Origin of the sequence: Pseudomonas sp. B35(2017) (assembly GCF_002113645.1) — a bacterium.
GTDB lineage: Bacteria > Pseudomonadota > Gammaproteobacteria > Pseudomonadales > Pseudomonadaceae > Aquipseudomonas > Aquipseudomonas ekonensis.
This window is the reverse complement of sequence record NZ_NEIZ01000011.1, coordinates 97,565-121,969: the sequence shown is the minus strand read 5'-3', so window position 1 is coordinate 121,969 and position 24,405 is coordinate 97,565. Positions and strand designations below refer to the sequence as shown.

Sequence of the window (24,405 nt, the reverse complement as noted above, 5' to 3'; positions counted from 1 at the left end):
TGGAGAACACCATGAACAACAGATTCGCCGACAAAGTCGCGCTGGTCACCGGCGCCGCGCAAGGCATCGGTCGCCGGGTGTGCGAGCGCTTGCTGGAGGAGGGCGCCCGGGTGGTGGCCGTCGACCGTTCGGAGTTGGTCCATGAATTGCAGGGCGGGCACGTCCTGACGCTGACCGCCGACCTTGAGCAATACGCCGATTGCGCCCGGGCGATGGCCGCCGCCATCGATGCCTTCGGGCGTCTCGACATCCTGGTCAACAACGTCGGCGGCACGATTTGGGCCAAGCCGTTCGAGCACTACGAAACCGCGCAGATCGAAGCCGAAGTGCGCCGCTCGCTGTTCCCGACCCTGTGGTGCTGCCACGCGGCGTTGCCCCACATGCTCAAGCAGGGGAGGGGCGCCATCGTCAACGTGTCGTCGATCGCCACCCGCAGCGTGAACCGCGTGCCCTACGGCGCGGCCAAAGGCGGCATCAATGCGCTCACCGCGTGCCTGGCGTTCGAGAACGCCGAGCGCGGCATCCGCGTCAACGCCACCGCCCCCGGCGGCACCGAGGCGCCGCCGCGGCGCATCCCGCGCAACGCCGCGCAGCAGTCGGCGCAGGAGCAGGCCTGGTATCAGGAGATCGTCGCGCAGACCCTCGACAGCAGCCTGATGAAACGCTACGGCACCCTCGACGAACAGGTCGGCGCGATCCTGTTCCTCGCCTCCGACGAGGCCTCTTACATCACCGGCGTGACCCTGCCGGTCGGTGGCGGCGACCTCGGTTGAACACGTTGAAACGGACATTGAAATGAACCCAATCCTGATCGAAAGCCTGACGGCGGTGATCGTCGACCTGCCGACCATCCGCCCGCACAAACTGGCGATGCATACGATGCAGAACCAGACCCTGGTGATCCTGCGCCTGCGTTGCAGCGACGGCATCGAGGGCATCGGCGAGGCCACCACCATCGGCGGCCTGGCCTACGGCAACGAGAGCCCGGAAAGCATCAAGGCCAACATCGACGCGCACCTGGCGCCGGCCCTGACCGGCCTGGACGCCTGCAACATCAACGCCGCCATGCAGACCCTGGACAAAGTCGCCAAGGGCAACACCTTCGCCAAGTCCGGCATCGAAAGCGCCTTGCTCGACGCCCAGGGCAAGCGCTTGGGCCTGCCGGTCAGCGAACTGCTCGGCGGCCGGGTGCGCGACAGCCTGGAAGTGGCCTGGACACTGGCCAGCGGCGACACCGCCCGGGACATCGCCGAAGCCGAGCAGATGCTGGAGGCGCGCCGGCACCGCATCTTCAAGCTGAAGATCGGCGCCAACCCGCTGGAGCAGGACCTGGCCCATGCGGTGGCGATCAAACGGGCCCTGGGCGACCGCGCCAGCGTGCGGGTCGATGTCAACCAGTACTGGGACGAGTCCCAGGCGATCCGTGGCTGCCGGGTGCTCGGCGACAACGGCATCGACCTGATCGAACAGCCGATCTCGCGGGTCAACCGCGCAGGCCAGGTGCGCCTCAACCAGCGCAGCCCGGCGCCGGTCATGGCCGACGAATCCATCGAAAGCGTCGAGGACGCCTTCAGCCTCGCCGCAGACGGCGCAGCCAGCGTGTTCGCCTTGAAGATCGCCAAGAACGGTGGTCCCCGCGCGGTGTTGCGCACCGCGCAGATCGCCGAGGCCTGCGGCATCGCCCTGTACGGCGGCACCATGCTCGAAGGTTCGGTTGGCACCCTGGCCTCGGCCCACGCGTTCCTCACCCTGCGGCAGCTGACCTGGGGCACCGAGCTGTTCGGCCCGTTGCTGCTGACCGAAGACATCGTCACCGAAGCGCCGCAGTACCGCGATTTCCACCTGCACATTCCCCGCACGCCGGGCCTGGGCCTGACGCTGGACGAAGCGCGCCTGGCGCGGTTCCGCCGTGCCTGAACCGAAGGAGAGAGCACCATGCTGTTCCACGTAAAGATGACCGTGAAACTGCCCGCCGACATGGATCCGGCCGTCGCCGCGCGGCTCAAGGCCGACGAAAAGGAACTGGCTCAGCGCCTGCAGCGCGAAGGCCTGTGGCGGCACCTGTGGCGCATCGCCGGGCACTACGCCAACTACAGCGTATTCGACGTGCCCAGCGTCGAGGCGCTGCACGACACCCTGATGCGCCTGCCGCTGTTCCCTTACATGGACATCGAGATCGACGGGCTCTGCCGCCATCCGTCGTCGATCCACGAGGACGACCGCTGACCCTGTGCACACCAGTTCCCCCCTGTGGGAGCGGGCTTGCCCGCGATTGCGGTGGACCTGTAACGAATACTTCGACTGACACGCCGCCATCGCGGGCAGCCCGCTCCCACAGGGGACGGTGCACTGCTCCGGGACTTTTGCGACCCGCACAACAACAAAATGAGGTGAACCCCATGACCGTGAAGATTGCCCACACCGCCGAGCTGCAAGCGTTCTTCGAAGAGGCCGCCGGCTTCTCCAACGACCTTGGCAGCACCCGTTTGAAGACCATCGTCCTGCGCGTGCTCCAGGACGCCGCCCGGCTGATCGAAGACCTGGACATCACCGACGCCGAATTCTGGAAAGCCGTCGACTACCTCAACCGCCTCGGCGAACGCTCCGAGGCCGGGCTGCTGGTGGCGGGGCTCGGCATCGAGCATTTCCTCGACCTGCTGCAAGACGCCAAGGACGCCCAGGCCGGCCAGACCGGCGGCACGCCGCGCACCATCGAAGGGCCGCTGTACGTGGCGGGTGCGCCGCTGTGCGAAGGCACCTGCCGGATGGACGACGGCAGCGAGGAGGGCAGCGCCACGGTGATGTTCCTCGAAGGCCGGGTGTTCGACCTGCACGGCGAGCCGCTGGCCGGCGCCACCGTCGACCTGTGGCACGCCAATACCCGAGGCACCTACTCGTTCTTCGACCCGAGTCAGTCCGAGTTCAACCTGCGCCGACGCATCGTCACCGACGCCCAGGGCCGCTACCGCGCCCGCAGCATCGTGCCGTCGGGCTACGGCTGCGATCCCCGAGGCCCGACCCAGGAATGCCTGAACCTGCTGGGCCGCCACGGCCAGCGCCCGGCCCATGTGCATTTCTTCATTTCGGCGCCGGGCCACCGGCACCTCACCACCCAGATCAACCTCGCCGGGGACCGCTACCTGTGGGACGACTTCGCCTACGCCACCCGCGAAGGCCTGGTCGGTGAAGTGACGTTCCGCGAGGACGGCGCCCGGGGCGTGGCGGGGCGTTACGCCGAGCTGAACTTCGACTTCCGGTTGCAGCCGGCCACCGATGCGGCGGCCGAACGGCGCAGCGCCCGTCCGCGGGCGTTGCAGGAAGCCTGATCGCGTTCGATGCGGCGCTAGGTTCGCGCCCGTCCGACAGGTAGCATGGGTGCATCCATGTCACAGAGCGGACCGCAAATTGATCGAGCGTCGCCACTTCAGCGGAGGCATGAAAGGCAAGAACCTCCGCTACCTCAACGAAAACCCGGACGGGCCGGTCTCCCGGCTCCGCACGGGTTTTCTGTTGCTGGAGCATTTCTCCCTGCCGGCGTTCACCCAGACGCTGGACACGATCGTCACCACCAACCTGCTGCGCCCCGGCCTGTTTTCGTCCCGCACGTTCGGCCTGAGCGACGGCGAAGTGATCAGCGACCTGGGCCTGGTGATCCGCCCGGACGAGCGTCTGGACGCCTCGTCGATCCAGGCGCTGGACCTGTTGGTGATCTGCGGCGGCTACCGCACCGAACTCAAGGCCGGCGAAGAACTCATCCAGCTGATCAAGTCCGCCGCCGCCCAGGGGGTGGTGCTGGCCGGGCTGTGGAACGGCGCGTGGTTCCTCGGCAAGGCCGGGGTGCTGGACGGCTACCGCTGCGCCATCCACCCGGAACACCGCCCGGCGCTGGCGGAAATCAGCAAGGCGACCCAGGTCAGCAGCGAACCCTACGTGATCGACCGCGACCGCCTCACGGCCTCCAGCCCCTCCGGCGCGTTCCACATGGCGCTGGACTGGATCAAAGGCTTGCACGGCAAGGCGCTGGTCGAGGGCATCGAAGACATCCTCGCGTTCGAGGAATCCCGTTACCGGCGGATCAAGCCGAGCGAGAACATCTGCGTCAGCGCGCCCCTGCGCGAAGTGGTCAAGCTGATGGACGCCAACCTGGAGGAACCGCTGGAGCTGGAGCAACTGGCGGCCTACGCGGGACGCTCGCGGCGCCAGCTCGAACGCCTGTTCAAGGAGCAACTGGGCACCACCCCGCAGCGCTATTACCTGGAGCTGCGCATCACCGAGGCCCGGCGTCTGCTGCAGCACACGGAGCTGTCGCAGATGGAAGTGCTGGTGGCCTGCGGCTTCGTGTCGCCGAGCCATTTCAGCAAATGCTACAGCGCGTTCTTCGGCTACCGGCCGTCCAAGGAAAAGCGCCTGGTCAAATAGGCAAAAAAAGGCCGGGAGCACCCGGCCGAAAAGGAAGGAAAACGGATCAGTCGCAGACCGCACTCAGCGGTTGAGGAACGCCAGCAGGTCTTCGTTCAGCGCTTGGGCGTGGGTCACCGCAAAGCCGTGGGGCGCGCCGGCATAGACTTTCAGTTCGGCGCCCTTGATCTGCTCGGCGGCCAGTTTGCCGGTGGTCTCGAACGGCACGATCTGGTCGTCGTCGCCGTGGATCACCAGGGTCGGCACATCGATCTTGGCCATGTCCGGACGGAAGTCGGTTTCCGAGAACGCGGTGACGCAATCCACGGTGCCTTTGAGCGAGGCCAGCAACGCGATGTTGAGGGTCTGGGTCAGCACGCCGTCGGAGACCGTCTGGCCCTTGTTGGTGCCGTAGAACGGCGCGGCGAAATCGGCGATGAACTGCGCACGGTCCTTCAGCAGGCCGGCCTTGATCCCGTCGAACACCGGCTTGCCGACGCCGGCGGCGAAGTCAGGCTTCTGGCCGAACAGCGGCGTCACCGCGCCGAGCAGCACCAGCCCGGACACCCGCGCGCTGCCATGGCGGGCGAGGTAGCGGCTGACGTCGCCGCCACCCATGGAGAAGCCGACCAGGGTCACGTCACGCAGGTCCAGGTGGTTGATCAACTGCGCGATGTCGTCGGCGAAGGTGTCGTAGTCGTAGCCGTTCCACGGCTGGTCGGACCGGCCGAAGCCACGGCGGTCGAACGCGATCGTGCGGTAGCCGCGGCTGCTCAGGTACTCCATCTGGTATTCCCACATGTCGGCGTCCAGCGGCCAGCCATGGCTGAACAGGACGGGCCGGCCGCTGCCCCAGTCCTTGTAGTAGATCTCGGTGCCGTCTTGGGTCAGGAACGTGCTCATGGAAACTCCTTGTGTTCGAGGGGAGGGGATGAAGGCAGCGATCACTATCCACGCAAAGCGCGGCGGCTTCTTGTACGCAGGTGCTAAGTTTTCGGCGGGTGGGCTACAGGGCGGAAAATTCGCCGTCTCCGGGGGGCGGTTTTTCCCGTCCTATCTGGGAAACATCCTGCGTCCCTGTCGGAGTCGGACGATTTCGCCGATACCGTTCGTCGGCGACACTGAGGCGGTGAATCGATTAATTGACGCCAGAATAGTGGCTCCCTATGATGCGCCACCATTTTGATATCATTCTCCGTCTCGAGGGATCGAACATGTACCCACCCGCCCTCGCGGCGAGACTGGGCGTAGCTTTGCTGTGCCTTTCTCCACTTGCTTTCGCTGCCCCCACCCCCGGCGACACCGACCTGATCCGCGACCGCCAGAACCGCCTGCTCGAAGAACAGCAGCGGCGCCTGGAGGAGCTCAAGGACCTGCCGGGCAAGTCGGCCGAGCCGGCCAAGCCTGCCGCGCCCGCCGACACCCGCTGCTTTCAGATCGACGACATCGAGCTCAAGGGCGCCGACAGCCTGTCCGAGGGCGAGAAGGCCGGGTTGCTCAAGCCTTACATCGGGCAGTGCCTGGGCGTGCCGCAGCTCAACGAGCTGCTCAAGGTCATCACCGACCGCTACATCGAGAAGGGCCTGGTGACCAGTCGCGCCTACCTGCCGCAGCAGGATCTGTCCGGCGGGCACCTTAAGGTGCTGGTGGTCGAGGGCCGCCTCGAAGGCCTGAAGGGCGCCGAGAGCAGTGGGCTCTCGGAGCGCGAGCTGGCCATGGCGTTTCCCGGCAAGAGCGGCGAGCTGGTCAACCTGCGCGAGATCGAGCAGATGGTCGACCAGCTCAACCGCCTGCCGTCCAACCAGGCGAAGATGGAGCTGGCGCCGGGCAAGAACGTCGGCGGCAGCGAGGTGCTGGTCACCAACACGCCGCAGAAGCCGTGGCGGGCGGGGTTGTCGCGCAGCAACGAGGGCCAGCGCAGCACCGGCGAGCAGCAGTGGGGCACCACCTTCGACTGGGACAGCCCCCTGGGCCTGGCCGATCAGCTGTCGCTGCGCGGCGGCCACGACGCGATGACCGACCACCAGCACACCTCCAACAACGCCATGCTGTCCTACAGCGTGCCGTGGGGCTGGTGGAACTTCAGCTACACCTACAGCCAGAGCGAGTACCGCTCGCAGATCGCCGCCAACGGCTACAACTTCAAGCAGACCGGCGACAGCGAAAACCATCAGTTGCACGCCGAGCGGGTGATCCAGCGCGATTCGGTGAGCAAGACCTCCCTCAGCGGCGGCCTGTCTTACCTGCGCAGCAACAACTTCATCGAAGACAGCAAGCTGCGCCTGAGCAGCAACCGCATCAGCGAGGCGCAGCTGGGCTTCAACCACGGCCGGCGGATCGGCGGCGCCTTCGTCAACTTCGACGCGGGCGTGCAGCAGGGCATCGGCGCCTTCGACGCCCAGGGCCGCCACGACCCGGGCCCCGGCGAGCCGGACGCCCGCTACCGCAAGTACACCGCGACCCTGAGCTACCTGCAGCCGTTCAAGCTGTGGGGCGAGTCCTTGAGCTTCAGCAGCCTGATGACCGGCCAGCGCAGCGAAGACGTGCTGTTCAGCCCGCAGCGCACCAGCCTCGGCGGGCTGTCGTCGATCCGCGGCTATAAGGATCAGTCGCTGTCCGGCGACAGCGGCGGCTACTGGCGCAACGACCTGCGCTGGACGCGGCCGGTCGACGTCGAATGGCTGCGCCCGGTGTTCGCCGAATACGGCACCAGCCTCGGCTACGACCAGGGCGTGATCCGGCGCGACCGCTACAACGGCGACCAGCACGGCCGCATGTCGAGCAACTCGCTGGAGCTGTTCGCCCGTGGCCAGCACGTCGCCGCGACGGTGACCTTCGCCCATTCCCTGGAACGCCCGGACGCGCTGCCCGAGCGCGAAGCGCCGATCTGGTTCCGCCTGGACTTCTTCATCTGATATTTGCCTGACCCCGAGACTCCAATATGAACATTCGTCAACCGGCCTTCCTGGCCGGTCAGCCTACTGCTGCCGTCAATCCGCGCGAGCGCTTCCTGGGCATGCCCAAGCGCGGGCTGGCGTTCCTGCTGGCGAACGTCATGTTCTGGCAGCCGTTGTGGGCGCAGGCGGACGGGATCGTGGTGGCCAACCCCGGCACCGGGCTGGACCGGGCCGGCAACGGCGTGCCGATCGTCAACATCGCGACGCCCAACGGCACGGGGCTGTCGCACAACCAGTTCAACGACTACAACGTCGGCGCCCAGGGGGTGATCCTCAACAACGCGGCCACCCAGACCGCCGCCACCCAACTGGGCGGCCACATCATCGGCAACCCGAACCTGAAGAACAGCGGCTCGGCCCAGACCATCCTCAACGAAGTGGTCGGCGGCAGCCCGAGCCAGCTGCGCGGCTACACCGAGGTGGCGGGTCAGTCGGCGCGGGTGATTGTGGCCAACCCCTACGGCATCACCTGCAGCGGCTGCGGCTTCATCAACGCACCGCGGGTCACGCTGACCACCGGCAAGCCGGTGCTGGACAACGGGCGCCTCGACCGCTTCCAGGTCGACCAGGGCAGCGTCGCCATCGAAGGCGAGGGCCTGAACGCGAGCAACGTCGACCGCTTCGAGATCATCACCCGCAGCGCGAAGAGCAGACTTCGACGCCAGTTCAGCTGAATGCCGGCGGCAACATCACCCTCGATGCGAAAAACGACCTGACGCTGGTTGGAACCCAGGTCACTGCCGAGCGGGATATCACGCTCAAGGCCGCCAACGATCTCAATATTCTGTCGGCACAAAACGCTCACAGCAGTTCCAATGACCGTCGCAGTTGGGGAGCCGAAGGCGGGATCATGCTCGGTCAGGACGGATTCGGCATTTATGGTTCGGCGAACATCGGCATCGGCGATCTCAATCGCGAGGGGGTCGAACAACAGGAGGCCTACCTTTACGCCGGCAACAAACTGACCTTCGAAAGCAAGCGCGATACCACCATCGCAGGTGCGACCTTGCGCGGTGATGAGGTCACTGGCGTCGTTGGTCGCAACCTGGCTGTATCGTCAGTACCCAACACCGGGAAGGTCAGTGGGCAAGAGTTCGACTTGAGCGTTACCGGTTCGTTTGGCGGTGCAAGTGGTTCGGTGGGTTATGGCAAAACCACCGGGAAAACCAATTGGGTCGAAAACCAGACTGTCATCAGCGGCAAGAGCAAGGTCGATATCCGCACAGAGGATCACACCCAACTCGACGGCTCGGTCATCACCGCCGACAACGGCAATCTGAAGCTCGATACCGGAACTCTCGGTTTCCGCAACATCACCGGCAAGGACAACGAGCACAGTTACTACCTGAACGTCAGCGGCAGCTATAGCTCCAATGGCAACGCCCAGACCGACAAGCCGAACAAAGGCATGGAAGGCGATGAAAAAAACAGCTGGGCAGTGGAGGGGTACAAGTACGACAAGGATCGTGAGCAGACTCTGAACGCGACGGTGGGCACCGGCCAGATCACCGTCCGCAACGATAAGGTCACAGGGCAGGACTCTACGGCGGGTCTCAATCGTGACGTGAAAAAGGCGTACGAGATTACCAAGGATGAGGAACATCGTACGGATCTGTATGTGAGCAGCAGCTCTATCGATGCGATCAGACACCCGTTCGACACGCTGGATAAATGGGAAAAAAACGCCACCCATTTCACGGAAAACATGCGCAAGCAGGCCAAGGCCAGCGTCAACTTCCTGAACAACCTCAATCAGGCGATCGATGCGCAACTGGTCGATATCAACGACGTTTCCCCAACGCTGCGTAAGGACCTGGGGGATGAGCAGGCGCTTGCGATCACCAAGAACTTTGTTCGACAAGGACTCAGTCCGGATCAGATCGATGCCTTGCCTGAAAATGTCCTGACGGAGCTTGCGGAGTTTGCGAAAGAGGCTGCGGATTACGAAAGTCGGGTCAAGAGCTGCAAAGAAGACAATACGTGCCCGAACATTGCCGTGTCCGAGATGCCGGATGATCCGAACGTAATCAATTTGCCGGCGACCGAGATCGAGGCGCAGCTGGCCACGCGTGGGCAAGTCGCTCTGGACAAAGTGGTGGGACTGATCCGGCTTACCAAAAACTTTTCATCGGAGAAAGTTGAAGCTACGGCCATCGCCATACAAGCGGTCATGGGGCCGATGAAGTTCCTGCTTGCCATGACGGCCAACGGTCTGCTCAACGCCGCTTATGGCGACAAGATCGATGAGTTGAAAGATGCGGCTGCGATTGCGTTGGCGGCACAAATTGTGAAAGGCGACGAGGAGGTTCTGAAGAAGGACAACGACTACGCGAAAGAGCAGCATAGACAGGGCAATCCCGACTACGAGTTTGAGGGTGACAATTATGTGGTCGCGACGCGTTTTCTGATTGACGCCGTATTGGGTGAGTTCAAGGCGCTCGGCATCAAGAGCGGTGGGCGAATCCTCCAGATCGTGGACAAAAAAGGCCCTCTGGACGGAACTCCCCGTCGAGAGATGAGCAAAGAAACTCTGGACGCGCTGGAGAAAAAGTTTGGCGCGGACCTGGCGAAGCAGGCGGGCGGTCTTTCGCCTGAAACGACAGCCTTGGCCCTTTCCAATCTCTCACGTGTGGATCATTCGGCACGACACTTGATTGACGCGGGCATCATCACCGCCAATGCCGGTTCGAAAGCCGCGAGGGAAAGTTTCAGGGAAATCGCGGAAAACGTATTGACCAACCCGACAAAGACCTTCGATCACGTCATGTCCCAGGGTGGGCAGGCGGTGAAGGGGTACTACGGGAAGATCGATGGCAAGGATGTGGTAATTTACGTTGCGAAAGAGCCGAAAGGAAAGATCAAGGTAGGTGATCTCGTGACGGCTATTCAGCCAACACCTCAGCAAATGGTGAATTTTGGATTATGAAAACGGCTGAATGTCTCGGAATTTTCTGGAGCAGCAAGGATCCGGCTACCGGCAATGTTTGTCAGGATGAAGTCAGTGGCCTGATATTTTATGGTTACTGGTCACAAGGCTTTTCGTCTGAATTCGCCAACCGGTTGGCGGCATTCGAGGCCATCTGGCAGGGGCGGGCGCAGTTCAATCCACGGTTATGGGAGGATGCCTCCCTGAGCGATCTTTCGGTGGAGGTCAGGATTCTCGCCTGGCCTTCCGACAGCGAGTGGCCTTCGCTGATTGAGCGCTCGCTGGCGTGGTTCGTCAGTCTGGGCGCCACCATCGCGTGGTGCGGAACGGAATACAGCAGCCCGTCAATTGAAGTGTTCAGCCTTGATGACGATCAATGGGCCGGGAGTGTGTATGCCGCCTACAGCAACGCAACCGGACTGCTCCTGGGCTCCGGTTTGTCCGCCGATTACAGGGAGCTCGAAGCGGTCGAGCTGAATCATGCCTACAAAGCAGCGTTCGGGCTTGTCTGAAAAGCGCCTTTCGTCTGGTTCTTTGAGTAGTCCGGGCTACTTGGGGTAGAGCGGCGGCAACCCGCTGTCGCCCACCGAAAAAGAAAGGGGACGAATCTATTTAATGCCAGTACCTTGCCTGCCGACAAGGTGGAGCAGATGAAGACGGTTGCCATCGGTGCGCAGGCGATAGTGGGGCCGATGAAGTTTGCACTGAACCTGGCTGCCAACGGCATCATGAATCTGGCCGCTGGCGAGCAGATTGAGGAGTACAAATCAAAAGCGGCCTTCAATCTGACCGTGTTTTTTACCGGGAGAAACACAGAAGAAGACATTAAAGCCCTGGACGCGAGCAATGAGCTTGCGAAGATCGAACACGCCAAAGGGAACAAGGACTACCCTCTCGATGGCGATGGACAGGTTGTCGCTTCACGGTTTTTGATTGATGCTGTGTTGGGTGAATTCAAGTCGATTGGCGCCAAGGCTGGCGGTCGGGTAGTGGAAGTCACCAGGAAAAAGAGTCCAAAAGGCATACAGAAGATTCCTGGCTTTGGAGAGATAGATGATTTCATTGCATCACAATCGACTAACCTTAACAAAAAGCTTGGAGCAAAAATTGGTGAAGGTCGGTTACCCTATGAAAGAAGTAGGGCTGGGGTAGAGCAGGCTAAAGCGACAGTTAAAGAAACTTTGGAGAACGCCACCTCTGTGAGTCCACTGATCCCCAGCTCAACTGTTCGAGGAGGTTACGATCTAATTCATGTATACAGCTCCAAGACGAATAGCACCGTAAGTCTGCGAGTGTTGCCGGGCGGAAAGTATGAATTTGATACATTGATTCCAGAAAAGTCATCCAAATTCTAATATAGGGAGCGAAATCCTGTGCTGATTAATGAATTGTTGCGTGATGTCAGGTTTCGCTCGTTTTTTATGAGTGGAAGTTTGGTTTGTGAGTTTTTAGTATTGTTTTTTAAGGTTTCTATTTCTGGGTGGGTGTCTCTAACGATTAGCGAAGGAGTATTAAAGTTTGTAGCGTTGGATTCAGATCCGGAATTGCTGGAATTGTCGGAAATAAATGATGATTTTGCGTACCCTATTAAGTCGTTTAATGGGTTGGATAAGTTTCTGGGGTTGAAGATTTTGGCGGTGTATGAATACAGGTTGAACGGTGTCGATGAAGGTTGCATTGGAGTGTATTTGGATTTTGGCGACTGCGGGTTTAGTGTGGTTGAGTCTGATGGCTGTCTGTCAGTTATAGATGGCGCTGTTCAATTTTTAAGTGATAATGTTTTGCTGTGTAAAATTGGAGTTTAGTTGGTGGTAAAGGGTTTGGTTCTGACCCAGCATCGCCTCCTGTTCGGTCTGATATTTAAAAAATCATACTGATTGGTAAAAGGCTAAGCAAGCAAGGAAGTGTAAATGGCTAGAAAATAGAATGAAGGAGGGGTGAGTCTATTTAATGTGATGAGCAATTAAATAGATCTATCCCTTTATTAGTCTTCAACGTTCACAGGGCAATCTTCCGCGTCGTTGACTGTAGAGTGGGTGAAAAACCAACTGTGAAAATCAGGTTTTCAGGAGAGTAGTCGTGGCTGTTTTGAAAGTTGAAGATAAAGCTTTGAATTCTTTTATTGATAGACTGTCAGGTGTCATAAACTTTAATAAAGACTTGCCGATGAATATTTTTGTTGGTGGTGGATTTCTGTTTTGGTTTTTTGAGAGACCATTGCTCTGCTTTTTTGAAATCTTTTCGGGATTGGTATCGAATAGCGTTTCCAGCTTTAAGTCAGATGTGTTTATAAAGTTTTCAGGAGGTGAGCGATTAGGTAACTCTTGTTTTTCCTTCGATGGAAGCGATTTAGAGAAAGATGTTCGTTGGTTGAGTAAACAGTTTGAAAGTTTTTTTGATGGGACGGTTGGTTATCCAATAGTTCTATGCGATAGCGCGTGCAAATGGGTTGCCTTTGAAAGCGCATATGAGGAATTTGGCATTCTTGCTGTGAAAAAATCAGAGCTTCAAGAGGGGTTTTACGAGTATTTAAACTCAAATTTTATCTCCATGGATGAGTTGGCTAAGCTGGCATCCGGTTGCACCGCGGAAGGTATAATCGCAAAGGCTCTGATTTCTTCATATTCTAGCTAGTCGGTCCAAAAGAGATAGCGGTAGCGAGTACCGGGCCGAAGGTACCGAAAAAATTGCAACCATTCACTAATCCACCTCAAGGGCCGGTAATTCCAGTGGGGTGGATAGGTCGTCCAGGTAGGACTCCCGGGAGCACCATTTATTATCCGCCAGGCACTGATCCAAGCGCTCTTGGGAGCACCTATATTTCAGGTTCGACCCTTGTTCCTGGTTTAGAAAATGGATATTGGATTTCAGTGAAAAATGGGCAGCCGATAAACCCAGAAACTTTCTGTAGCGAGGCTATATGATCTGCCCAAGGTGTCAGCAGGATTACATTTCTCATGCAAAAATAAAAGCGACCGGGGTTTGTGTTTTTATTTGTCCGGAGTGCGATGCAGTTTGGTTTGCGCGAGAAGATATTGGTATCAAACCTTTTTTGGATTATGGAGCTTATATGGAGAGTGCTGGGCTTTCCGTATTGTGGGATGAGTTGGAGATTATGGTGGAAAGAATATAGTGGTGGGTGAACGGGATGGCGAGCTTGTTGTAACTTTAGCTTTTTGGTGGGAAACAAAAATGTCACGTTCAAAAGAGTTTCATGATGCATAGATCTGCTCCCGTTCTTTTTGTACCCTTTGTTCGTTAACCCACCCAAAATCTGAATCGCCGACCTTGACCAGAGCAAACGGAACTCTCTCATTGCATCATTCGAACTACCCCCGCCTAAAGGTATTCCTGGCCTTTCTTCTGTGCCCGTTGATCCCTGGCTTCATGGCCGGGATCGTCAAGACCGTTGCGGCGGTTGCCCATCTGGCCATGAACCCGAGGTTGATCGGCGAAGTGGGGCCGGAGTTGATGTTGATGCCGTTCCTCGCGCCCGTGCTGGCGTTGTTGATTTTCATCGTGCCGTTTCTGCTGTTCTCTTCGGCAATTGCGGGGCTGAAAGTGACGAGAACGGTGCGGGCCTGTGCGACGGTTGCGTTGGTGGGGGCCTGTGTCGCCACGTTGTGGGTCGTTCCGTTTGTGGTCGCCGTTTTCCGGGATGACCCACGGGGGGATGGTCTGGAATATGCCTTGGAGTTGGCCGTGCTGTTTGCTGTCTCGACGGCCACGTGCTGGCTGACCGCACGTTTCTTTTTGCCGGAGCCGGTCAGTCTTGAGGCCGATTCCGGTTCGGGTGTCGATGGATCACAGCGCCACTGATTCAGAATCCCAACGCAAACGCCCCGAACAATGTCGGGACGTTTTCATTAATGTTGAGGCTGTAGAGAAAGGGGCATATCTATTTGAAGTGGGAAGCAATTTAATCGATGTGTCCACGTTCTTAATAAGCCTTGATTGTCGAGGATGTTCATGAAGCTCAAGTTTTATCATCAGCCAGGCGGAACCTATCCTGAAGTCGGGCAGATATTCCATGCGGTAGCTGAAGTGGTTTCAATGGATAAAGAGGCGTCGCGCTACGAGCTCTATGTCTGCAGTGTTCTCGGTGCGATCGCTCAGATCCGAAAGGATTGCGATCGATTGCTGACTGCCATTGAGTCGGTAGAGACAGGCGAGCAGGAGTCCGTCAGCGATGGTGGCAATGATGTTCTGTTGAACATTGATGCGAGCGCTGTGCAAGTCGATATTCTGGTCAACGATGACTGGGTGGGTCAGCCTGAGGGCAGGTTTACTCTTCAGGAGTGGCGTAAAGTGCTCGAAGGATGGAAATATCTTTTGGAGCTACCTGAAGGTTCCGCGCAAGTTGTGATGGTCGAGTTGCCATAGGCAAACGGTTGACCGCGCGCTTCTTTTGCCTGAGCCGGTCAGTCTTGAGGTCGATTCCGGTCAGCGCGCCGATTGATTTCGGCGGCGCTGATTCAGGCCCCCAACGCAAACGCCCCGAACGATGTCGGGGCGTTTTCATGTGTCGGGTTCAATAGCCGGGGTGGTTAGCGAAACGCCGGCACCACGTGTTTGATGAACAGCTCCAGCGACTTCTTCTTCTCCGCATGGGACAGGCTGTTGTCGCACCAGAAGCTGAACTCGTCCACGCCCAGTTCCTGGTAGTACTTGATCCGCGGAATGATTTCTTCCGGCGTGCCGATCATTGCGGTCTTGTGCAGGCTCTCCAGTTCGAATTCCGGGCGGCCGGCGAATTTTTCTTCCGGGCTGGGGGCGAGGAAGCCGTTGACCGGGACTTCCTTGTTGCCGAACCACGCGTCGAACGTGCGGTAGAAGCGTGAGATGGCCTTGGCGCCGACTTTCCAGCCGTCGGGATCGTCAGCGGTGTGCACGTGGGTGTGGCGCAGCACCATCAGTTGCGGGCGTGGCACGCCGGGGTTGTTGTCCAGGGCGGTTTGGAACTTGTTCTTCAGGTCGACGACTTCTTCGTCCCCCTTCATCAGTGGCGTGACCATCACGTTGCAGCCGTTGGCCACGGCGAAGTTGTGGGAGTCCGGGTCGCGGGCGGCGATCCACATCGGCGGGTTGGGCTTCTGCACCGGCTTCGGCACGCTGGTGGAGGTCGGGAATTTCCAGATGTCGCCGTTGTGGGCGTAGTCGCCCTGCCACAGGGCGCGCACCACCGGAACCATTTCCCGCAGGGCCTGGCCGCCGGCCGATGCGGGCATGCCGCCGGCCATGCGGTCGAACTCCACCTGATAAGCGCCGCGGGCCAGGCCGACTTCCATCCGGCCGTTGCTGATTACGTCAAGCAAGGCGCATTCGCCGGCCACCCGCAGCGGGTGCCAGAACGGCGCGATGATGGTGCCGGCGCCCAGGTGGATGGTGGTGGTCTTGGCCGCCAGGTACGCCAGCAGCGGCATCGGGCTCGGCGAGATGGTGTATTCCATGGCGTGGTGTTCGCCGATCCACACGGTGCTGAAACCGCCGGCCTCCGCCATCAGGGTCAGTTCGGTCAGGTCTTCGAACAGTTGGCGGTGGCTGACGCTTTCGTCCCAGCGTTCCATGTGTACGAACAGGGAAAATTTCATGACGCTACCTCGGATCTCTTGTTGTTGGCCGGTCGCTGTCGGGCCTGTTTAACGGCAACCGGTTGGGGTCAGGCGAAAACGGGCAGGGCGCCCATCTTGCCGTGGCAATACACCAGCGGTCCTGCGTCTTGCTCGGGCACGATCAGGTTCTTCACCGCGCCGACCATGATGGCGTGGTCGCCGCCCTCGTATTCGCGCCACAACTCACATTCGATGATAGCCGTGGCGTTGGCCAGGATCGGGTTGCCCAGCTCGCTCAGCGTCCATTCGATGCCCTGGGCCTTGTCCTTGCCTTTGCGGGCGAACGCGTAGGCCTCGCTCTGCTGGCCGCCGGACAGCACGTGGATGGCGAAGCGTTTGTTCTTGATCAGGACAGGGTAGGAGTCGGAGCTGTAGTTGGGGCAGAACAGCACCAGGGCGGGATCCATCGACAGCGAGCTGAAGGCGCTGGCGGTCAGGCCGACGATCTGGCCGTCGTCATCCAGGGTGGTGATGACGGTTACGCCGGACGGAAACGAACCCATGACTTGTTTGTAGAGGGCGGCATCGATCATTGGACGATCCTCGGATGGGGTGACGCGGTTTTTATGTGTTTGTGGGTCTGATGGTATACCGTAATACATCGTTTGCAAGCGCTTTTTTGATGAAACGATAAACGCGGCGCTTTCGTCGGAAACTCAGGGTTTACGGGGCTTTTCCGTAGCCGCAGGGGTTTGGGATCAGGGAGGATGGCGGATCAGATGGCGCGCCGAACAGCGGATCAGTCTTGTGTAAATGTTGGAATACCATAATATGGTGTTCGCTCAGGGTGGGCGGCGAATCCCTCCTGGTTTGGCTTCATACAAAGATAAAAACAGACAAGCTCGAGTTCATGCATATGTCCCAGATGTCCCGGCAAGATCCGTTGATCGAGAATCACACGGTCGACTACGTCCCACTCGCGGAACGCCACGGGAAGGCCCGCGACCTGTTCACCCTGTGGTTCAGCACCAACATCGCGCCGCTGCCCATCGTCACCGGCGCCATGGTGGTTCAGGTGTTTCACTTGGATCTGTTCTGGGGGCTGCTGGCGATTGCGCTGGGGCACCTGATCGGCGGCCTGGTGATCGCCCTGGCGTCGGCCCAGGGGCCGCGCATGGGCATTCCGCAGATGGTGCAGAGCCGCGGCCAGTTCGGCCGTTATGGCGCGCTGCTGATCGTGTTCTTCGCGGCGGTCATCTACATCGGTTTCTTCATTTCCAACATCGTGCTGGCCGGCAAGTCCATCGTCGGCATCGCGCCGTCGGTGCCGGCGCCGCTGAGCATCCTGATCGGGGCCCTCGGCGCCACGGCCATCGGCGTGATCGGCTACAACTTCATCCATACCCTCAACCGCATCGGTACGTGGGTGATGGGCAGCGCGCTGCTGGCCGGGTTCCTCTACATCTTCGCCCATGACCTGCCGGCGGACTTCTTCACCCGCGGCAGCTTCAACCTGTCCGGCTGGCTGGCCACGGTGTCGCTGGGGATCATCTGGCAGATCAGCTTCTCGCCGTACGTGTCCGACTATTCGCGTTACCTGCCGGCGGACATCGGCATCGCCAAGCCGTTCTTCGCCACCTACCTGGGGGCGACGCTGGGCACGATCCTGTCGTTTGCCTTCGGTGCGGTGGCCGTGCTGGCGGCGCCGGAAGGCACCGAAGCGATGGCGGCGGTCAAGCTCTCCACCGGTTGGCTGGGGCCGATCCTGATGGTGCTGTTCCTGCTCAACATCATCAGCCACAACGCCTTGAATCTGTACGGCGCGGTGCTGTCGATCATCACCTCGATCCAGACCTTCGCCAGCCAATGGACGCCGAGCGTCAAGGTGCGGGTGGCGCTGTCGAGCGTGGTGCTGGCGGGCTGCTGTGTGGTGGCGCTGGGCGCGTCGGCGGACTTCATTTCCCAGTTCATCGGCCTGATTCTCGCGCTGCTGTTGGTGCTGGTGCCGTGGGCGTCGATCAACCTGATCGACTTCTACCTGATCAAGCGCGGCCGCTACGACATCGCGTCGATCTTCCGCGCCGACGGCGGCCTCTACGGGCGCTTCAACCTGCACGCGATCATCGCCTACTTCATCGGCATCCTGGTGCAGCTGCCGTTCGCCAACACGTCGCTGTACGTCGGGCCCTACGCCAATCTGGTGGAGGGCGCGGACCTGTCGTGGCTGGTGGGCCTGGCCGTGACGTGCCCGCTGTACTACTGCCTGGCGACCCGCAGCCAGCCGCAGCGCAGTGGGGCTGCGCAGTTCAGCTACACCGACTGATCCGCAAGCGCCTCACCCGCAATGCCCGGCCCTTCGCCGGGCATTGTCGTTTCCGCACTGCGGCGGTCACTCAAATTGGCCGTTTCGATCCCCTTTTGGCCAACCGGCCACTGTGCCCGGCCAGCGCCGTCGGCAAGAATCGGACGCAACCGACAAGAACAACAGGATGCCGCAACACCTTGCCCTTGGCTGACGATCAGCCGCTGCCGTGTACAGAACAACAAAACCATCGAACTCACGCCGCTTCAGGGGAAACAACCATGGTCACGATCAAACGCATGCTGGGCGCCACCGTGTGCGGGCTGACGCTGCTGGCCAGCGCCGTCCAGGCCGAACAGCGCGAATTGCGGGTCTACAACTGGGCGGACTACATCCTGCCGTCCGTGCCCAAGGATTTCGCTGCCAACAGCGGGATCAAAGTGACCTGGGACACCTTCGACACCAACGAATCCCTGGAGGCGAAACTGCTGACCGGCAACTCCGGCTACGACCTGGTGGTGCCGTCGAACCAGTTCCTCGACACCCAGATCAAGGCCGGTGTGTTCCAGAAGCTCGATAAGTCCAAATTGCCGAACTGGCAACACCAGGACCCGGCGCTGCTCAAGCTGCTGGACGCCAACGACCCGGGCAACCAGTACGGCGTGCCCTACATGTACGGCACGGTGCTGATCGGCTTCAACCCGGCCAAGGTCAAGGCCGCGCTGGGCGAGAACGCGCCGGTGGACAGTTGGGACCTGGTGTTCAAGCCCGAGAACATGGAGAAGCTCAAGTCCTGCGGCGTGGCGATGCTCGATTCGCCGTCGGAGATCCTGCCGCTGGCCCTGCATTACTTGGGGCTGGATCCGAACAGCCAGAACCCGGACGACTACGAAAAGGCTAAGGCGCTGATGCTGAAGGTTCGGCCGTATGTCACCTACTTCAACTCGGCGAAGTACATGACCGACATCGCCAACGGCGACATCTGCGTGGCCATCGGCTACTCGGGCAGCTTCTATCAGTTCGGCAACCGGGCGAAGGAGGCGGGCAACGGCGTGGTGGTCGACTGGCGCCTGCCGAAGGAGGGCGCGCCGATCTGGTTCGACACGTTCGCCATTCCGAAGAGTGCGCAGAACGTGGCCGAGGCCCATGAGTTCCTGAACAACCTGCTCGATCCCAAGGTGATCGCGCCGATCAGCGATTTCCTCGGCTACCCGAACGCCAACAAGGATTCGATGGCCCTGATCAACAAGGACATCACCGAAAACCCCAACCTGACGCCGACCCCGGCGGCGTTGGCGAAGCTCTACGTGGTGCAGCCGCTGCCGCAGAAACTGGAGCGGGTGCGCACGCGGGTGTGGACGAGCATCAAGTCCGACAAGTAAGAGCGGGGCGTGTGTGTGGTGAGGGAGCAAACGCCCTCACCACAACGCAAATCACCGGGCATCCGGCTCGGCGGCAGCCTTGCTCCGGCTGACGATCAGGCTCAAGACCACCGACAGCAGAATCACCCCGCCCACCACCGCCAGCGACCATTCCACCGGCATGTGGAACCACGGCATGAGCGTCATCTTGCCGCCGATGAACACCAGCACCAGCGCCAAACCGTACTTGAGCAGATGGAAGCGGTCGGCCATGTCCGCCAGCAGGAAATACAGCGCCCGCAGGCCCATGATCGCGAAGATGTTCGAGGTGAACACGATGAACGGGTCGGTGGTGACGGCGAAGATCGCCGGGATGCTGTCGACCGCGAACATCAGGTCGCTGGCCTCGATCAGCACCAGCACCAGGAACATCGGCGTGGCCCAGCGCACGCCGTTCCGCACCACGAAAAAGCGCTCGCCGTGAAACCCGTCGGTGATGCGCAGATGCCCGCGCACCCAGCGCAGCAGCGGGTTCTTGTCCAGGTCCGGCTGGTGCTCGGCGAACATCAGCATCTTGATCCCGGTGACGATCAGGAACGCGCCGAACACATACAAGAGCCAGGCGAACTGCGACACCAGCCACACGCCGGCGAAGATCATTGCCGCGCGCATCACGATGGCCCCGAGCACGCCGTACAGCAGCACCCGACGCTGCAGCTCCGGCGGCACGGCGAAGTAGCCGAAGATCATCACGAACACGAACATGTTGTCGATCGACAGCGATTGCTCGATCAGGTAACCGGTGAGGAACTCCAGGGTTTTGACCTTGGCGATTTCAGGGCCGAACTCGCCGTTCAGGTACCACCAGAGCAGCCCGGCGAAGGCCAGCGCCAGCGCGCACCAGGCGATCACCCAGCCTGACGCTTCGCGCACCGACACCCGATGGGCCTTGCGCCCGCCGAACACGAACAGGTCCAGGGCCAGCATGGCGAGGACGAAGACAATGAAGGCGCCCCACATCCAGGGCTCGCCGATGTTGATGGGTTGCATGCCGTTCTCCCTGTCTTTATGTTTTTCGGGGTGGACGGGGCCATGCTAGTGGGAGCCTTCCGACAAAGAAAAATCGTTTATTTCGTGGGTATTGTTCGTAAATAGCGAAGTGTCGGAATACAACACTTCTTTGCTAATCTCGCTGTCGAGTCAGTCCACCACTCCGGGAGCCAAGATCATCGACACGCCAGATCCTCAAGCCGTCTGCAGCCCGATCACCAGCGCCGCCATATTCATCGTGGCGACCCTCAACGCCGAGGCTGAGGCCGCCGAGACCGTTCGCGGTTGGTGCGCCGACGTCGCGGGGCTGACGCGCTCGGTCGGCAAGCGCGTTCCCTCGGGCAACCTGTCTTGCGTCTGCGGGTTTTCCTCCAACGCCTGGGATCTTTTGTTCGGCGATCCGCGCCCGGCGTCCTTGCACGGTTTTCGTGAGTTCGGTGTAGAAGGGCGGCGTGCCGTTTCCACGCCGGGCGACCTGCTGCTGCACATTCGGGCCGACCAGATGGATCTGTGTTTCGAGCTGGCGACGCAGTTGATGTCCGCGCTGGACGGCGCCGTGACGGTGACCGACGAAGTGCAGGGTTTCCGTTATTTCGATATGCGCAGCATCATCGGGTTTGTCGATGGCACGGAAAACCCGGTCGGCCGCAAAGCCGAGCATTTCGCCCTCGTGGGCGATGAAGATCAGGCGTTCAGCGGTGGCAGTTATGTGCTGGTGCAGAAGTACCTGCACAACATGAAGGCGTGGAACGAGTTGTCGGTCGAGGCCCAGGAGCGGGTGATCGGCCGCACCAAACTGTCCGATATCGAGCTGGACGATTCGGTCAAGCCGAGCAATTCCCACAGCGCGCTGACGACAATCACCCAGGATGGCGAAGAGGTGAAGATCCTGCGCGACAACATGCCGTTCGGTCGGCCGGGCGCGGGGGAGTTCGGTACTTACTTCATCGGCTACGCGCGCTCGCCGGAGCCGCTGGAGCTGATGCTGGAAAACATGTTCGTCGGCAAGCCGCCCGGCAACTACGATCGGTTGCTGGACTTCAGCACGGCGGTCACCGGCAGTCTGTTCTTTGTGCCTTCGGCGGATCTGCTGGAGGCGTTGGCGGAGCGATAAAAAAAGGCGGGATCGAATGATCCCGCCTTTTTTCTTACTTGCCGGTCGCCAGGGCTGGCGTACGCGGCGGCACCAGACGTTTCGAGCCGGTTGCCTCAAACGCCGCCGCCAGGCGCAGCAGCGTCGAGTCGTCGTAGGCGCGGCCGGCGAAGGTCAGGCCCACCGGCATGCCGATGTCCGCCATGACGCCCATCGGCACGGTCACGGTCGGCACGCCGAGGTGACGGATGGCGAGGTTGCCGTTGGCGACCCAGATGCCGTTGCTCCAGGCGATGTCCGCCGACGCCGGGTTGACGTCCGCGTCCGCCGGGCCGACGTCGGCGTTGGTCGGGAACAGCACGGCGTCGAGGCCGAGGCGGTCCATCCAGTCTTCAAGGTCGAGCTTGCGGGTCTGCTCCAGGCCGCGCAGGCCGTCGGGCAGGGTCGGGATCTGGTCCCACGGCTTGATGCCGCGCTCGGCCATGCGCACGTATTCGTCCATGCCGGCGGCGAGGTCGCCTTCGCGGTTGGGCAGGGTGCCCGGATCGTGCGGGAAGATCTTCGGCCCGTCGACGTCCGCCAGGCGGTTGAGTTTCGGATCGCCGTTGGCCCGCAGGAAATCATCGAACGCCCAGGCCGACAGATCCCACAGCTCGTCGTGCATGAACTCCTTGGACACGATCCCGCGGTTGAACACGGTCGGCGCGCCCGGGCGGTCGCCTTCGCAATTGGACACCAGCGGGAAGTCCACCTCGATCACCTCGGCGCCGGCGGCTTCCAGCGCCTTGCGCGCCTGGTTCCACAGGTCGATCACCGAAGGACGGGTGTTGATGCGTTGGCCGGTCGGGCCGCCGATGCCGGGCGCTTCGCTGGTGCCGGCCTCGGCGTCGGCGTTGATGTACATGCGCGGCACGCCCAGGCGCTTGCCGGCCAGGGCCGCAGTGCCGACGGCCAGTTCGGCGTAGGAGGCCGGACGCACCGACGCCACGCTCGGGATCGGCACCCACGGCTGCAGACGCCACAGGTCGCCGCGGGTGTCGGTGTCTTCGGCCACCACCACGTCGAGCACTTCAAGCAGGTCGGCCATGGTGCGGGCGTAGGGCACGACCACGTCCATGGTCGGCGTCAGCGGCCAGTTGCCGCGCACCGAAATCACCCCGCGCGACGGCGTGTAGGCGCACAGGCCGTTGTTGGAGGCCGGACCGCGGCCGCTCGACCAGGTTTCCTCGGCCAGGCCGAACGCCGAGTAGCTGGCGGCGGTGGCGGTGCCGGCGCCGTTCGACGAGCCGGAGGCGAAGGGGGCGGTCAGGTATTTGGCGTTGTAAGGGCTCTCGGCACGGCCGTAGACCCCGCGCTGCATCCCACCGTTGGCCATCGGCGGCATGTTGGTCTTGCCCAGGCAGATCGCCCCGGCGGCGCGCAGGCGTTCGATGGTGAACGCATCGCGGTGGGCGACCAGGTCGGCGAAGGCCGGGCTGCCGGACGCAGCGGTCAGGCCCTTGACCAGGTAGCTGTCCTTGGCGGTGTAGGGGATGCCGTCCAGCGGGCCGAGGGTCTTGCCGGCGGCGCGGCGGGCGTCGGAGGCCTCTGCTTCCTTCAGGGCTTCAGGGTTGCGCACCACCACGGCGTTGAGGGCGGTGGCGGTCTGCGGGCCGTCGTAGGCGTCGATCCGCGCGAGATAAGCCTGCACCAGCTCGACCGCGGTGGTCTGGCCCGATTCCAGGGCTGCGCGCAATTGGGCAATGGAAACTTCAGTGACTTCGATCATGCTGTTACCGCCGACAGGTTCTCAGATGGGTTGTTCGTCATGGTTATCGTGGCACGGTGTCAAGAATCCTTGATGAGCGAGACTCTACCCTGAAGTGATGCGGATGGGGTATTCAAATTCGATAAATATCGGCATTTATCATCGAAAAAATTCACCGGGCGTCTCTCCGAACTGTTGCCGGAACGCGGCGATGAAGGCCGAAGTTGAATCATAGCCGCAGGCCAGCGCCACATCGGTGACCCGTTCGCCCCGTTCCAGCGGCGTCAGGGCGCCGAGCAGGCGCAGGCGCTGGCGCCAGGCCCGGAAGGTCAGGCCGGTGTCGCGCAGGAACAGGCGGCTGAGGGTCTTTTCGGTGACGCCGAACCGGTCGCTCCAGTGCTGCAGCGTGGTCGACTGATCGGGATGCTGCTCAAGGCTGCGGTAGATCTGCTGCAAGCGGCTGTCCTGGGGCAGTGGCAGCATCAGGTCGATTTGCGGGGCTTCGGCCAACTGGTCGAGGATCACCTGAGCGAGCCGGCCGTGGGGGCCGTCCAGGTCGTACTCCACCGGCACGCCGCTGAAGGTGCGGATCAGCTCGCGCAGCAAGTCGTTCACGGCCAGCACATGACACCGTTGCGCCGCCCGGCCTGCGACGCTGCAATCGATGTACAGGCTGCGCATTTCCGTGTGCGGCGAACTGAACACCCGATGCGGCACGCCGGCCGGGATCCACACCGCCCGCTCCGGCGGGGCGACGAAGCGCCCGGCGGCGGTCTGCACTTCCAGCACGCCCTGGATCGCGTAAGACAACTGCACCCACGGGTGGCTGTGGCGGCGGGTGAGGGCGCGGTTGGGCAGCGATTCGGTGCGGCCGTAGAGCGGTCGCGGCAGGCTGGGCAGTCCGGGAATGCTGCGTCTGACGCTTTTGTCGTGTCCTTTAGGCGGCATCTGTGGGCTCTTCGGCGTTAGTCGGTCATTGCCGATCACGTTAGAGTCGCCTTCACGTACTGGCAACCCCC

General features: G+C 61.2%; 22 protein-coding genes and 1 pseudogene. 17 read left to right on the top strand and 6 right to left on the bottom strand.

The window, feature by feature from the left end; all coding sequences use genetic code 11:
- Positions 1 to 11 precede the first annotated feature (11 nt).
- From CAG41_RS18710 to CAG41_RS18690, 5 genes are all read left to right on the top strand, one after another.
- Positions 12 to 773: a 1,6-dihydroxycyclohexa-2,4-diene-1-carboxylate dehydrogenase gene (locus CAG41_RS18710; RefSeq protein ID WP_085586512.1), complete on the top strand. Its 762-nt coding sequence runs from the start codon at positions 12 to 14 to the stop codon at positions 771 to 773.
- Between the two features lie 22 nt (positions 774 to 795).
- Positions 796 to 1,917: a muconate cycloisomerase family protein gene (locus CAG41_RS18705; protein WP_085707309.1), complete on the top strand. Its 1,122-nt coding sequence runs from the start codon at positions 796 to 798 to the stop codon at positions 1,915 to 1,917.
- Between the two features lie 18 nt (positions 1,918 to 1,935).
- Complete coding sequence (catC, locus tag CAG41_RS18700) at positions 1,936 to 2,226, top strand: muconolactone Delta-isomerase (RefSeq protein ID WP_085586494.1); 291 nt, start codon at positions 1,936 to 1,938, stop codon at positions 2,224 to 2,226.
- Positions 2,227 to 2,399: 173 nt separating this feature from the next.
- Positions 2,400 to 3,326, top strand: a complete 927-nt coding sequence (catA, locus tag CAG41_RS18695; protein WP_085707308.1) for a catechol 1,2-dioxygenase — start codon at positions 2,400 to 2,402, stop codon at positions 3,324 to 3,326.
- A gap of 109 nt (positions 3,327 to 3,435) precedes the next feature.
- Positions 3,436 to 4,419 carry a GlxA family transcriptional regulator gene (locus tag CAG41_RS18690; RefSeq protein ID WP_085586498.1) on the top strand — a complete coding sequence of 328 codons (984 nt, stop codon included), beginning with the start codon at positions 3,436 to 3,438 and terminating at the stop codon, positions 4,417 to 4,419.
- 63 nt (positions 4,420 to 4,482) lie between these two features.
- Here the strand turns inward: CAG41_RS18690 and CAG41_RS18685 are convergent, their stop codons facing one another.
- Entirely contained in the window at positions 4,483 to 5,301 is an 819-nt protein-coding gene (locus CAG41_RS18685; RefSeq protein WP_085586500.1) for an alpha/beta fold hydrolase, read from the bottom strand.
- Between the two features lie 311 nt (positions 5,302 to 5,612).
- Here CAG41_RS18685 and CAG41_RS18680 point away from each other — a divergent pair, with 311 nt between their 5' ends.
- The 9 genes and pseudogenes from CAG41_RS18680 (at position 5,613) to CAG41_RS18635 (ending at position 14,664) form a co-directional block, all read left to right on the top strand.
- A complete protein-coding gene (locus tag CAG41_RS18680; RefSeq protein ID WP_085707307.1) occupies positions 5,613 to 7,313 on the top strand; it encodes a ShlB/FhaC/HecB family hemolysin secretion/activation protein in 1,701 nt (566 codons plus the stop codon).
- 26 nt (positions 7,314 to 7,339) lie between these two features.
- Positions 7,340 to 8,002: pseudogene (locus CAG41_RS28365) on the top strand (filamentous hemagglutinin N-terminal domain-containing protein); the annotation flags it as partial.
- Between the two features lie 23 nt (positions 8,003 to 8,025).
- The gene (locus CAG41_RS18675) at positions 8,026 to 10,281 is read left to right on the top strand and encodes a hemagglutinin repeat-containing protein (RefSeq protein WP_139834983.1); all 2,256 of its coding nucleotides are present in this window, start codon (positions 8,026 to 8,028) and stop codon (positions 10,279 to 10,281) included.
- Positions 10,278 to 10,793, top strand: coding sequence for a hypothetical protein (locus CAG41_RS18670; protein ID WP_085633308.1), 516 nt, complete (start codon positions 10,278 to 10,280; stop codon positions 10,791 to 10,793). The genes CAG41_RS18675 and CAG41_RS18670 overlap by 4 nt, the downstream gene beginning before the upstream one ends.
- Positions 10,794 to 10,931: 138 nt before the next feature.
- Positions 10,932 to 11,636, top strand: coding sequence for a hypothetical protein (locus CAG41_RS18665; RefSeq protein WP_139834244.1), 705 nt, complete (start codon positions 10,932 to 10,934; stop codon positions 11,634 to 11,636).
- Positions 11,637 to 11,654: 18 nt separating this feature from the next.
- The gene (locus CAG41_RS18660; RefSeq protein ID WP_085656754.1) at positions 11,655 to 12,086 is read left to right on the top strand and encodes a hypothetical protein; all 432 of its coding nucleotides are present in this window, start codon (positions 11,655 to 11,657) and stop codon (positions 12,084 to 12,086) included.
- A gap of 274 nt (positions 12,087 to 12,360) precedes the next feature.
- Positions 12,361 to 12,915 carry a hypothetical protein gene (locus CAG41_RS18655; RefSeq protein ID WP_085656755.1) on the top strand — a complete coding sequence of 185 codons (555 nt, stop codon included), beginning with the start codon at positions 12,361 to 12,363 and terminating at the stop codon, positions 12,913 to 12,915.
- A 681-nt stretch (positions 12,916 to 13,596) separates the two neighbouring features.
- On the top strand, positions 13,597 to 14,100 hold the full coding sequence (locus tag CAG41_RS18640) for a hypothetical protein (protein WP_085707306.1): 504 nt from the start codon (positions 13,597 to 13,599) through the stop codon (positions 14,098 to 14,100).
- Between the two features lie 150 nt (positions 14,101 to 14,250).
- Positions 14,251 to 14,664 (top strand): hypothetical protein, encoded by a 414-nt coding sequence (locus tag CAG41_RS18635; RefSeq protein WP_085707325.1) that lies wholly within the window; start codon positions 14,251 to 14,253, stop codon positions 14,662 to 14,664.
- A 164-nt stretch (positions 14,665 to 14,828) separates the two neighbouring features.
- Here CAG41_RS18635 and CAG41_RS18630 read toward each other — a convergent pair whose 3' ends face one another.
- Together CAG41_RS18630 and CAG41_RS18625 are read right to left on the bottom strand one after the other, a co-directional pair.
- Positions 14,829 to 15,872 carry an LLM class flavin-dependent oxidoreductase gene (locus tag CAG41_RS18630; RefSeq protein ID WP_085707305.1) on the bottom strand — a complete coding sequence of 348 codons (1,044 nt, stop codon included), beginning with the start codon at positions 15,870 to 15,872 and terminating at the stop codon, positions 14,829 to 14,831.
- A gap of 68 nt (positions 15,873 to 15,940) precedes the next feature.
- The gene (locus tag CAG41_RS18625) at positions 15,941 to 16,426 is read right to left on the bottom strand and encodes a flavin reductase family protein (RefSeq protein WP_085707304.1); all 486 of its coding nucleotides are present in this window, start codon (positions 16,424 to 16,426) and stop codon (positions 15,941 to 15,943) included.
- A 323-nt stretch (positions 16,427 to 16,749) separates the two neighbouring features.
- Here CAG41_RS18625 and CAG41_RS18620 point away from each other — a divergent pair, with 323 nt between their 5' ends.
- Together CAG41_RS18620 and CAG41_RS18615 are read left to right on the top strand one after the other, a co-directional pair.
- The gene (locus tag CAG41_RS18620) at positions 16,750 to 18,156 is read left to right on the top strand and encodes a cytosine permease (protein WP_085633328.1); all 1,407 of its coding nucleotides are present in this window, start codon (positions 16,750 to 16,752) and stop codon (positions 18,154 to 18,156) included.
- Positions 18,157 to 18,416: 260 nt separating this feature from the next.
- Complete coding sequence (locus CAG41_RS18615) at positions 18,417 to 19,517, top strand: polyamine ABC transporter substrate-binding protein (RefSeq protein ID WP_085586833.1); 1,101 nt, start codon at positions 18,417 to 18,419, stop codon at positions 19,515 to 19,517.
- 51 nt (positions 19,518 to 19,568) lie between these two features.
- Here the strand turns inward: CAG41_RS18615 and CAG41_RS18610 are convergent, their stop codons facing one another.
- Positions 19,569 to 20,546 (bottom strand): TerC family protein, encoded by a 978-nt coding sequence (locus tag CAG41_RS18610; RefSeq protein WP_085633330.1) that lies wholly within the window; start codon positions 20,544 to 20,546, stop codon positions 19,569 to 19,571.
- A 130-nt stretch (positions 20,547 to 20,676) separates the two neighbouring features.
- Between CAG41_RS18610 and CAG41_RS18605 the strand changes: the two genes are divergently transcribed.
- A complete protein-coding gene (locus tag CAG41_RS18605) occupies positions 20,677 to 21,660 on the top strand; it encodes a Dyp-type peroxidase (RefSeq protein WP_371917482.1) in 984 nt (327 codons plus the stop codon).
- 34 nt (positions 21,661 to 21,694) lie between these two features.
- On the opposite strand, the gene CAG41_RS18600 is transcribed toward CAG41_RS18605, so the two are convergent.
- Together CAG41_RS18600 and CAG41_RS18595 are read right to left on the bottom strand one after the other, a co-directional pair.
- On the bottom strand, positions 21,695 to 23,407 hold the full coding sequence (locus tag CAG41_RS18600) for an amidase (RefSeq protein ID WP_085707303.1): 1,713 nt from the start codon (positions 23,405 to 23,407) through the stop codon (positions 21,695 to 21,697).
- Between the two features lie 138 nt (positions 23,408 to 23,545).
- Entirely contained in the window at positions 23,546 to 24,334 is a 789-nt protein-coding gene (locus CAG41_RS18595; protein ID WP_085586830.1) for a helix-turn-helix domain-containing protein, read from the bottom strand.
- Between the last annotated feature and the right edge of the window lie 71 nt (positions 24,335 to 24,405).